Origin of the sequence: Dietzia aurantiaca, from assembly GCF_021033825.1 — a bacterium.
Lineage (GTDB): Bacteria > Actinomycetota > Actinomycetes > Mycobacteriales > Mycobacteriaceae > Dietzia > Dietzia aurantiaca.
The window spans coordinates 236,677-247,722 of the sequence record NZ_JAIFXZ010000003.1; the positions used below are offsets into that span (position 1 = coordinate 236,677).

11 protein-coding genes and 1 riboswitch are annotated in these 11,046 nt (G+C 71.0%); of the genes, 10 read left to right on the plus strand and 1 reads right to left on the minus strand.

Annotated elements, in window-relative coordinates; genetic code table 11:
• The first annotated feature begins 48 nt into the window (after nt 1–48).
• From K3888_RS05910 to K3888_RS05955, 10 genes are all read left to right on the plus strand, one after another.
• Nucleotides 49–1,062, plus strand: coding sequence for an ABC transporter substrate-binding protein (locus K3888_RS05910; protein ID WP_230929324.1), 1,014 nt, complete (start codon nt 49–51; stop codon nt 1,060–1,062).
• Between the two features lie 128 nt (nt 1,063–1,190).
• Nucleotides 1,191–2,213 (plus strand): FecCD family ABC transporter permease, encoded by a 1,023-nt coding sequence (locus K3888_RS05915; RefSeq protein ID WP_230929409.1) that lies wholly within the window; start codon nt 1,191–1,193, stop codon nt 2,211–2,213.
• Nucleotides 2,210–2,989: an ABC transporter ATP-binding protein gene (locus K3888_RS05920; protein WP_230929325.1), complete on the plus strand. Its 780-nt coding sequence runs from the start codon at nt 2,210–2,212 to the stop codon at nt 2,987–2,989. The genes K3888_RS05915 and K3888_RS05920 overlap by 4 nt, the downstream gene beginning before the upstream one ends.
• Nucleotides 2,967–4,013, plus strand: coding sequence for an adenosylcobinamide-phosphate synthase CbiB (gene cbiB, locus K3888_RS05925; RefSeq protein ID WP_230929326.1), 1,047 nt, complete (start codon nt 2,967–2,969; stop codon nt 4,011–4,013). The genes K3888_RS05920 and cbiB overlap by 23 nt, the downstream gene beginning before the upstream one ends.
• The gene (gene cobC, locus K3888_RS05930) at nt 4,006–5,082 is read left to right on the plus strand and encodes an Rv2231c family histidinol phosphate aminotransferase CobC (protein WP_230929327.1); all 1,077 of its coding nucleotides are present in this window, start codon (nt 4,006–4,008) and stop codon (nt 5,080–5,082) included. Before cbiB ends, cobC begins: the two co-directional genes overlap by 8 nt.
• A 35-nt stretch (nt 5,083–5,117) precedes the next feature.
• Nucleotides 5,118–5,242, plus strand: a riboswitch (cobalamin riboswitch).
• Between the two features lie 117 nt (nt 5,243–5,359).
• Entirely contained in the window at nt 5,360–6,358 is a 999-nt protein-coding gene (locus K3888_RS05935; RefSeq protein WP_230929328.1) for an ABC transporter substrate-binding protein, read from the plus strand.
• Between the two features lies 1 nt (nt 6,359).
• Nucleotides 6,360–7,472 carry a FecCD family ABC transporter permease gene (locus tag K3888_RS05940; protein WP_230929329.1) on the plus strand — a complete coding sequence of 371 codons (1,113 nt, stop codon included), beginning with the start codon at nt 6,360–6,362 and terminating at the stop codon, nt 7,470–7,472.
• Nucleotides 7,469–8,251, plus strand: coding sequence for an ABC transporter ATP-binding protein (locus K3888_RS05945; RefSeq protein ID WP_230929330.1), 783 nt, complete (start codon nt 7,469–7,471; stop codon nt 8,249–8,251). Before K3888_RS05940 ends, K3888_RS05945 begins: the two co-directional genes overlap by 4 nt.
• Nucleotides 8,244–9,014: a (2Fe-2S)-binding protein gene (locus K3888_RS05950; protein ID WP_230929331.1), complete on the plus strand. Its 771-nt coding sequence runs from the start codon at nt 8,244–8,246 to the stop codon at nt 9,012–9,014. Before K3888_RS05945 ends, K3888_RS05950 begins: the two co-directional genes overlap by 8 nt.
• 107 nt (nt 9,015–9,121) lie before the next feature.
• A complete protein-coding gene (locus tag K3888_RS05955; protein ID WP_230929332.1) occupies nt 9,122–10,756 on the plus strand; it encodes a GMC oxidoreductase in 1,635 nt (544 codons plus the stop codon).
• A 120-nt stretch (nt 10,757–10,876) separates the two neighbouring features.
• Here the strand turns inward: K3888_RS05955 and K3888_RS05960 are convergent, their stop codons facing one another.
• On the minus strand, nt 10,877–11,014 hold the full coding sequence (locus K3888_RS05960; protein WP_230929333.1) for a hypothetical protein: 138 nt from the start codon (nt 11,012–11,014) through the stop codon (nt 10,877–10,879).
• Between the last annotated feature and the right edge of the window lie 32 nt (nt 11,015–11,046).

An 11,046-nucleotide genomic window follows, 5' to 3' on the forward strand; every position in this document is an offset into this window, starting at 1 on the left:
CATGATCGGGCTTCGCGTTTCAAGGCCCGCGACCTCGAAGGCCCCACGATGCGTGTACCCGCCCTCCTCCTCACTGCCTCCCTGTGCCTGGTGGCCTGCGCCCCAGCCGACGAGTCGACCTACGTCGCCGGCGCGGACCCGATCGAGAACTGCGGCGAGCAGGTGACGGTCGAGGCGACCCCCGAGCGGATCGTCTCGCTCAACCAGGGATCCACCGAGATCCTGCTCTCCCTCGGACTCGGCGACCGGATCGTCGGAACCGCCACCTGGACCGACCCCGTCCTCGAGGAGTTCGCCGAGGAGAACGCGGCCATCCCCCGGCTCGCGGACAATGAGCCGTCCATGGAGGCCGTCCTCGACACCGAGCCCGACTTCGTCACCGCCTCTTTCCGCAACACCCTGGGCGAAGGCGGGGTGGCCACCCGCGAGCAGTTCCACGAGCTCGGCGTGGGCACCTACATGTCACCGGCGGAGTGCGAGGGCAAGGTCGCCGACGCGGGAGACGGCGTGCGTGAGACCCCGTTCACCGAGGACATGCTGTTCCGGGAGATCACCGAGCTCGCGCAGATCTTCGACGTGCAAGAGGCGGGCGAGGAGCTCGTCGCCGACCTCCGCGGCCGCATCGACGCCGCCGGGCAGGTCGACGCGTCCGGGGTGACGGCGATGTACTGGTTCGCCAACTCCGAGTCCCCGTACATGGCCGGCTGCTGCGGCGCCCCGGGATTGATCTCCACCACACTCGGGCTGGAGAACGCCTTCGACGACACCACCCAGGAGTGGCCGCAGATCAACTGGGAGGTCGTGGCCGAGCGCGATCCCGACTTGATCGTCGTGGGGGACCTGACCCGCAAGAGCCAGACCGCCGAGACCGCGGACGCCAAGATCGCCTACCTCGAGTCCAACCCGGTGACCCGCGAGATGACCGCCGTACGCGAGAAGCGGTTCATCGCCATCACGGGCGCGGAGATGAACCCCTCGCTGCGCACGGTCACCGGCGTGGAGACCGTCGCCACGGGGCTCGGCGAGCTCGGGCTCGTCGACGGACAGACCACGGCGGGCTGATCGGCGTGACCGCCCCCTCCACCACGGAATCCGGGGTCGGCGACACGCGCTCGGTCTCGCCGCCCTCCCCGCGGAGACCGCGTTGGCGACCCACCCGACGAGGGCCGCGGCCCGCCGCCCGGCCGGCTCTGCTCCGGAGCCCCGGGGCGCTGGCCGGACTGTGGCTCATCGGCCTTCTCGTACTGGCGGTGTCCTCGGCCCTGGTCACCACCATCGGCCCGTCCGGGCTGACGTCGGGCGATGTGTTGCAGTCCGCGCTTGCCCGTGTCACCGGCGGGGATTCCGGTCTGAGCCGGATCCAGGAGGGCATCATCTGGAACCTGCGCCTGCCCCGCACCGTCATGGCGGCACTGGCCGGGGCGGGCCTCGCACTGTGCGGAGTCATCCTCCAGTCGCTCCTGCGCAATCCCCTCGCCGACCCGTACATCCTGGGGATCTCCTCCGGCGCCTCGACGGGCGCCGTGCTCATCGTGGTGCTGGGGATCGGGGCCGGGGCCGTGGGCCTGACCACGGGCGCGTTCGTCGGGTCGCTGGTCGCGTTCGGTTTCGTCCTCCTCCTGGCGTTCGCCTCGGGCGGCACCACCGACCGTGTGGTCCTGGCGGGCGTCGCGGCGACACAACTGTTCTCCGCGATGACCTCGTTCGTCGTCTACATCGCCGCCGACGCCGAGCAGACCCGAGGAGTGCTCTTCTGGCTCCTGGGGTCGCTGGCGTCGGTCAGATGGTCGGACGTCGTCGTCTGCGCCGTCGTGGTGCTGGCCGGCCTCGTGGTGTGCCTGCTGCACACGTCCGAGCTGGACGCCTTCACGTTCGGTCAGGATGCGGCGGCGTCCCTGGGCGTCAACGTCGCCCGCATCCGCCTGGTGCTCATGGTGGTGACGGCCCTGGTCACGGCGGTCATCGTGAGCACCTGCGGCGCCATCGGATTCGTGGGACTCGTGCTCCCCCATGCGGCCCGGGCCCTGGTCGGCAACCGCCACCGCGTCCTCGTGCCGACCGCGGCGCTGATGGGTGCGGTGTTCCTGGTCTGGATCGACGCCGCCTCGCGGACCGTGATCTCGCCCCAGGAGCTTCCGGTCGGGGTGGCGACCGCCCTGATCGGCGTCCCGGCCTTCGTGGTCCTGCTGCTCCGACGGGGCAGGACCCGATGACGGACACGGCGGAGAGCGCCGTCCTGGAGGCTCGGAACGTCTCGTGGTCCGTCCGGGACCGGCCGATCATCACCGACCTCAGCCTGGCTCCGAAGCCGGGTTCCATGGTGGGGGTGCTCGGGCCCAACGGGTCGGGGAAGTCCACGCTCCTGCGGGTGATGACGGGGCTCCGCTCGCCCTCCGCCGGCCAGGTACTACTCGATGGCGCCGATGCCCGCCGGATATCCCGCAAGCGGTTCTCCCGGCGCGTTGCCTTTGTCGAGCAGGAGGTCAGCACCGACCAGAACCCGACCGTGCGGGACGTGATCGAGCTCGGCCGCATCCCGCACCGGGCGGCGTGGTCGGGTCCACTTCCCGACGACGACGAGGCCGTGGCCCGGGCCGCCGCCACCACGAACCTGACCGACCGACTGGATCAGCGGTACGGAACGCTGTCCGGCGGCGAGCGACAGCGCGTCCAGATCGCGAGAGCCCTGGCGCAGGAGCCCGACGTACTCGTCCTGGACGAGCCGACGAACCATCTGGACATCCGGCACCAGTTGGATCTGCTCGCCCTCGTCCGCGGGACCGGCGCCACCGTGATCGCCGCCCTGCACGACCTCAACCTCGCCGCGACGTACTGTGACCATCTGCTGGTCCTGGCGGGCGGCCGCCTCGTGACCAGCGGTCCGCCGGCCGAGGTGCTCACCGCCGCGATGATCGCCAGCGTCTACGGCGTCAGCGCCGAGGTGAGCCGTGACGAAAGAGGGGTCCATGTCCGCTATCTCGCCGGCTGACCGCGCCCGGGCCGCCCGCCGGCGCGTTCGCGTCCGGGCCTCCACTACCGGACTGCCCGCCCGGGCCGCCGGGCTCGGCCTGGGCGTCGCGCTGGACCGCGTGGTGGGGGATCCCCGGCGGCTGCACCCCGTCGCCGGGTTCGGACGGGTCGCGCTGGCCGTCGAGCACCGGCTCCTGGACCCGCGCCGATCCGTGACCGGGCAGCGGGCGGCGGGTGTGCTGTTCACCGGCATACTCGTCGGCGGGAGCGCCGCGGCGACCCACGCCGTGGGCCGGCTGGTGTCCCGCAGCACCGCCGGGACCGTCGCGTGGAACGCGGCCGTCGCGTGGGCCTGCCTCGGCGGGAGCTCGTTGCTCTCGGTGGCACGCCGGCAGGACGCCCTCCTGCGCTCCGGCGATCACGACGGCTCGCGGGCACTCCTGCCGTGGTTGTGCGGCCGCGACCCGGACGCCCTCGATCCCGACGACCTGGCCCGCGCGGTCGTGGAATCGGTCGCGGAGAACACCTCCGACGCGGCCGTGTGCACGCTGTTCTGGGCAGCGATCGCGGGCCCAACCGGCGCCGCGATGCACCGGACCGCCAACACGCTGGACGCGATGGTCGGTCACCGCTCACCGCGGTACCAGCACTTCGGCACCGCGGCGGCCAGGCTCGACGACGTCCTGGGATTCGTTCCCGCCCGCCTCGCCGGGCTCATCGGCGTCACGGTCGCCGGCACCATCGGCGGCAGCCCGTCAGGTGCACTGCGTGTATGGCGTCGGGACGCCCGAGCGCACCCCAGCCCGAATGCCGGTGTGGTGGAGTCGGTGTGCGCCGGCGCGCTCGGGGTCCGGCTCGGCGGCCCCACCCGGTACCCGTACGGCGTGCAGCAGCGCGCGGTCCTCGGGGACGGGCGGCAGGTTCGCGCCGAGGACATCGGCCGGGCCGTTCGCCTCCACGACCGGGTGCAGTTGGTCACCGCCGGCCTGATGATCGCCGGGCTGCTCGTCGTCCACGCGAGGGCGGTGAGGCGCGATGGCTGAGGACCTCGACAAGCTACGGATCCACGGCGACACCCAGGTCGGCCCGGGCGCGATCGACTTCGCGGTGAACGTCCATGGGGACCGGCCGCCCGCATGGCTGGCCGACCGGCTGCGGCAACGCATCGACGATCTGGCGGCCTACCCGACCGCCGCCGACGAAGGCCGGGCCCGCCGGGCCGTGGCCGAGAGACACGGGGTCGACCCCGGCCGGGTGCTCCCGCTCGCCGGGTCGGCGGAGGGCTTCCATCTGCTGGCCGACCATGCCGCGCGCCGCGGGCTGCGCGCCGCCGTGGTGCACCCGTCGTTCACTGAACCCGAGGTGGAACTTCGGCGGGCCGGGGTGCCCGTCACCCGGGTGATCCTGCGCGAGCCGTACACCTTCGACCCCGGCCTCGTTCCGGAGTCGGCCGACCTCGTCGTCGTCGGCAATCCCACCAACCCCACGTCCGTCCTCCACCCACGGGCGACTCTCGCGGCGCTGTGCCGCCCCGGGCGGGTCACCGTGGTGGACGAGGCGTTCTGCGACGTGGTCGACGACGAGGGGGGCTCGACGCTCGCCGGCGCCGACCTGCCCGGGCTCGTGGTCCTGCGCTCGGTGACCAAGACCTGGGCGCTGGCCGGGCTGCGCGCCGGATACGCCGTGGGCGACGCGGCGGTCCTCGCCGACCTGGCGGCGCACCGGGTCCACTGGCCGCTCGGGACCCTCCAACTGGAGGCCGTGGCCGCGTGCTGCTCGGACGAGGCGTCGGCCCACCTCGACCGGATCCGGCGGCAGCTCGCCGCCGACCGCGCGGCGATGTGTGGGGCACTCACCGGCGCAGGGATCGAGATCGCCGTCCCGCCCGCGGCGCCGTTCCTCCTGGTCAGGACGCCGAAGGGGCACGATCCCCATGAGTTCCGTGCCCGGCTCGGCGCGCGCGGCGTGGCGGTCCGTCGCTGCGACACCTTCCCCGGACTCGACCCGCGGCACGTGCGCCTGGCCGTCCGCGACGCCGCCACCGTGAGCCGTCTCATCACCGCGTGGGAAGAAGCCCGGGACCAGGCGCCGACGGGTTCAGACGGGGGGTGACGACCCTCCTGTGAGAGTCCTGTGCTTACCCTGTCCCTGTACTGCTGACATCCGGAACACGCAGGGGAAGACCGGTGAGAATCCGGCGCTGACCCGCAACGGTATGCGGCCACCCAGGTGGCCGCGAGCCCGATTACCTGCCCGGATGTCCGCGACTCCGAGTACATCGCCGAGGTCTGCGAGCCGGGGTCCTGCAGGTGATGCGGCGTCGCTGACGCCTACCCACCCACAGGTCTCTCGTGTCGTCTCACCTCATGACACGATCCGAGGTCTGATCATGTTCCGTCGCACGTCCCGAATCGCCCTGTCCACACTCCTCGTGGCCGGCGTCGCACTCACCGGCTGCTCCCGCGGGGAGGCTATCGAGAGCAGCGGCGGGGGTGAGGCGTTCGCCGAGCCGGTGACCATCACCAACTGCGAGCGCGAGGCCACCTTTGAGGCGCCGCCGCAGCGCATTATCTCCATGAACGACCACGTCACCGAGTCACTGATCCAGATGGGCGCAGGGGACCGGATCGTCGGCATGGGCTACGGCGAGCAGAATGATGTGCTGCCCGAGGTGGCCGAGCAGTTCCACGCCATCCCGTCCCTGGCCGAGGAGTACCCGACCTGGGAGCAGATCATCGACCTCGAGCCGGACTTGGTGGTCGGCGGTATGCGCAGCGCCTTTGACGAGAAGGAGGGCCGCAGCCGCGACGCCCTCGAGGCCCAGGGGATCTCCACGTTCCTGTTCTCGGAATACTGCGGCGAGGGTTTTCCCGACCTGTCGCTGCTCGAGACCGACTTCGAGCAACTGGGCCGCGTGCTCGGCGTCGAGGAGGGGGCCGAGGCCCTGACCGAGCGGATCACCGAAGAGATGAACGAGGTCCGCTCGACGCTGGACGACGCCGGAGTATCGGGTACTCCGACCTTCTTCTACGACAGCGGTGAGGACGTGCCGATGACCATCGGCGGTGTCGGCATCGGGCAGCTGGTCGGCGAGTATGCGGGCGCGGACAACATCTTCACCGAGGGCGAGAAGCCCTACGTCAAGACGACGTGGGAGATCCTCGGCGAGCGCCAGCCGGAGGCGATCGTGGTGCTGGACTATGGCGCCACCAGCGCCGAGGACAAGATCGCCTACCTCAAGCAGCAGCCCATCATGTCCACCACGCCCGCCGTGCGCGAGGACCGGATCGTGGTGGTGCCACTGTCGGACTTCTTCGAGAGCTCCCGGATGGTGACGTCTGCAGTGACCATCGCCCGTGGGCTGCACCCGCAGGCGTTCGGGGGCTGACATGACCACCGTCGCTGAACCCAAGCCCGGGGCCGTCGACCGTGGCACCCGGCCCCGCACGGCCGAACCGTCGGCGCCTCCGCGCCGGCGCCCGCTGTGGCTCATCCTGATCCCGCTGGTGGCGCTCCTGCTGATGTCGATCGCCGCCGGCGTCTCGCTGGGGTCGGTGTCGATCCCGATCGGGGACGTGTGGGCGATCGTCGCCCACCGCATCGCCCCGGGTTCATTCACGCCGTGGTGGACCCAGGCGCGCGAGGCGATCGTCATCGAGTCCCGGCTGCCCCGGTCGCTCATGGCCGCCGCCGTCGGAGCGTCGCTGGCGGTGGCCGGTGGCGTGGCGCAGGCGGTCACCCGCAACCCGCTGGCCGACCCGTACCTGCTGGGCGTGTCCTCGGGCGCCGGGTTCGGCGTGGTGGTGCTCACCGTGCTCGGGATCGGCGCCGGTGTGTGGGGCGTGTTCACCCTGCCGATGGCTGCCTTCCTCGGCGCGCTGCTGCCGCTGGCCGGCGTCATCCTGGTCGCGCGCCGCGCCCACGACACCACCGCGATCGTCCTGGTGGGCGCCGCCATGACCATGGTGTTCGGCGCGCTCAACACGTTCGTGCTCCTGGTGCTCGGCGACGATCACCAGCTCGGCACCGTCATGCGCTGGCTGGCCGGCGGCTTCGGTGACGCCGGCTGGACCATGCTGTGGGCCCCGCTCGGCATCCTCGCGGTGGCCGGGACGGTGGTCCTGCTGTGCAGCCGGCACCTGGATCTGCTCCTGACCGGCGACGACGGCGCCACCGCCATGGGCGTCAACGTGCCCCGCTTCCGCATCCTCATGCTGCTGCTGGTCTCGCTGCTGACCGCAGGCGCCGTGGCCGTGTCCGGGACCATCGGCTTCATCGGCCTGCTGATCCCGCACCTGGCCGGCTACCTCACCGGGCGAACCTCGGTCCGGCTACTGCCCACGGCCGCCGTGCTCGGCGCCGTGGCGCTGGTGCTCGCGGACCTGGCCGCCCGGTCCGTCTCCGACGGGGCCGAGCTCCCGGTCGGCGTGGTGACCGGGGTGATCGGCGGCCCGGTGTTCCTGCTGATGTTGTGGCGCCGCTACGGGAAGGCCTCGGTATGACCACGTTGACCGCACTCGATGTCGACGCCCGCCTCGGAGGTCGACAGATCCTCGACGGGGTGGGCCTGACCGTCACACCCGGCCGGGTCACGGCCTTGGTCGGCCCCAACGGCAGCGGCAAGACGACCCTGCTGCGCACCTGCTACCGCGCGCTGCCCACCACGGCCGGCCTCGTCACGATTGACGGCGCGGACATCACCTCACTGCGCCGCCGCGCCCTGGCCCGCACCGTGGGGGTGAGCACACAGGAGCCGGTCTCGCTCGGTGGGATCACGGTCCGCGAGTCGGTCCGACTCGGCCGCACCGTCAAGCGGGGCATGTTCGAACCGTTCGGGGCGGACGACTCCGACGTGGTCGACACCGTCCTGGCGCAGGTCGGGATGACGGCGCTGGCCGAGCGCGATGTCCTGGCCCTGTCGGGCGGCGAGCGGCAGCGGGTCTCGATCGCGCGCGCCCTGGCCCAGCAGCCGGAGGTCCTCCTGCTCGACGAGCCCACCAATCACCTGGATCTGCACCAGCAACTTTCCGTCCTGGCGCTGCTCCGCAGGCTGGCCGAGGACGGCCTGGCCGTGCTGCTGACCCTGCACGACCTGCGGATGGCCACCGAGTACTGCGACGCGATGGCGGTCCTGCAGCGCGGCCGGGTGGTGGCCAACGGCCCGCCGGAGGACGTGCTCTCCCCGACCCTGCTCGCCGACGTGTTCGGCATCCGCGGCGAGGTGCGCCCCGGGCGCGCTGGTGGCCGCACCCTCGACGTCTGGGGGCTCGCCGGTGAATAACCACGACGACGAGGGCCGCACGACCGGGGCCGTGACCTCGGCATACGAGCGCGTCTCAGGCCCGCTCGGGGATTTCGCCCGCACGATCGAGCACGGGCCGCAGGTCCTCCCCGGATCGGTGCTGACGGACCCGGTGTGGCTGGCCCGGCGGGTGGCCGACACCGGCCGACGATGGAGTCACGACGATCCGCGGGTCAACGGCACCCTGTGGTGGTATTCGGCCAGCTCCTCACTGGTCGCGGCGCCGCTGACCATGCTGCTCACCGCCGGCCTCGCCCCGGATCCGCGACCGGAGCGGCTCACCGTGTCACTGCAGCCCAACGGCTATCTCAAGGCCGCCCGGTCGGACCGGCTGCTCACCTCCGTCGAGGAGTTCGCGGACGCGCTCAGTCAGGCTCATGCCGAGGTGATCACCGTCCTGGCGGAGGTCTCCGGGGCGACGCCGCGGGCCCTGTGGGCGATCGCCACTGACTCCATCGGTAACCGGGCGTTGGAGGCGGGCCGCGCGGTGGGCGACGGGGACCGTGTGGACGGCGCCGAGGGCGGCGGCGCAGACAGGGGCGCCGCCCTGGCCCGGACCGTCTGCCGCCCACCTCTCCTGCCGGTGCGGTACGTGGACGTCGACGGGCCGCAGCGCTCCCGACGCTTCGTCCGCCGCAGTTCCTGCTGCCTCATCTATGTGGCCACGGATGGCGACAAATGCGCCAGCTGCCCCCGACGCGCGCCGGAAGATCGGCAATACCATCTGCTCAGCCGGTTATGAACGGTATCGCCGTACCCAGCAATAACGCGTTCTAGGCGTTGTATATCTCTGGGGCGTGTCTTGTCAGCGCAGCGTCTCCGCCTCCGGCGGCCGTCCCCAGGAGTTCCATGCCCTCGTCCTCTTCACTCTCCCGCCGCTCGTTCCTCATCGGAACCGGAGTGGCCGCGGGTGCGGCCGCAGTCGCCGCGGCGTCATCGTCGTCGTCACTCGCCTCAGCGGCGCCACGCCGGGCCCTCACCGGCGGTGACCGCGTTCCCGCACTGGTCATCGGTAGCGGGTACGGCGGCGCGGTGGCGGCGCTCCGGCTGACCCGCGCCGGCATCGCGACCCACATCGTGGAGATGGGCCGCGCCTGGGACACCCCCGGCCCCGACGGCACGGTGTTCTCCGGGACCATCTCCCCTGACAAGCGCTCGACCTGGCTGTCCGATACCACCGATCAGCCGGTCAGCAACTTCATGGGCTTCGGCATCAACAAGAAGATCGACCGGTATGTCGGCGTTCTGGAGTCCGAGAAGTTCGCCGGGATCAAGATCTACCAGGGGCGCGGCGTGGGCGGCGGCTCGCTGGTCAACGGCGGGATGGCGGTCACCCCGAAGCGCGACTTCTTCGAGCAGATCCTGCCGTCCGTCGACTCCGAGCAGATGTACTCCACGTACTTCCCGCGGGCCAACTCCGCGCTCGGAGTCAATCACATCGACGAGGCATGGTTCGAGACCACCCCCTGGTATCAGTTCTCCCGCGTCGGCCGGAAGACCGCCCAGCGCTCCGGCTACACCACGACCTTCGTGCCCAACGTGTACGACTTCGAGTACATGAAGCGCGAGGCCGCCGGAACCGTCCCCAGATCCGCACTGGCCGGAGAGGTGATCTACGGCAACCACGCGGGCAAACGCTCCCTCGACAAGACCTATCTCGCGCAGGCTGCGGCCACGGGACGCCTGACCATCACCACGCTCCACCGGGTCACCGCGGTCGAACCCGCCGCGACCGGAGGCGGCTATCAGGTGACGATGGAGCAGATCAACGAGCAGGGCGGGGTGATCGCCACCAAGACCGTGAACGCCGATCGCGTCTTCTTCGCTGCCGGCAGCGTGGGCACGAGCAAGCTTCTGGTGTCCATGAAGGCGCAGGGCAAGCTGCCCAACCTGTCATCGCAGGTCGGTGAGGGCTGGGGCAACAATGGCAACATCATGTTCGCCCGCGCGAACCACATGTGGGACGCCACCGGCCGGCAGCAGTCGACCATGCCCGCCATGGGCATCGACAACTGGGCCGACCCCACCGCGTCGATCTTCGCCGAGATCGCGCCCCTGCCCGCGGGGCTGGAGACGTACGCGAGCCTCTACCTGGCGATCACCAACAATCCCGAACGCGCCCGGTTCCGCTACAACCCGGCCACCGGCAAGGTCGATCTCGACTGGCAGGCCTCACAGAACCAGATCGGCATCGACATGACCAAGCGGGTCTTCGACAAAATCAACAAGAAGGAGGGGACGATCTACCGGACCGACCTCTTCGGCTTCTACAAGACCTGGGGCGATCACCTCACGTACCACCCGCTGGGTGGCTGTGTGCTCGGCCGTGCCACCGACGACCACGGTCGACTCCACGAGTACCCGGGGCTGTACGTGATGGACGGCGCGCTGGTGCCCGGCAACGTGGGTGTGAATCCGTTCGTGACCATCACGGCGCTCGCGGAGCGGAACATGGAGGCCGTCATCTCGGCTGATCTGGGCTGACCCGGCCCGCAGGTCCTGCCGGCCCGCCGGTCGCAGATCCGCGCCTCACAATGAACTCCCGCCCTCACTTCGGCGGGGGTGGGAGTTCATCGACGGTGGCCGCTGGTGAACGACGCGTGGTCAGCGCCGTCGATTGCGCATCTTCTCCGCGAACTCGCGGGCCTTGCGCTGGTTCTCGGGTTTCGCGGCCTCGCGCCGGACCACGTCAACGGCCTTGAGGGCGATCCCGCTCTTGACTGCCTTGCTCAGAAATCCCATCGTGCACCTCCGTGTGTCGGGAAGCCAGCGTA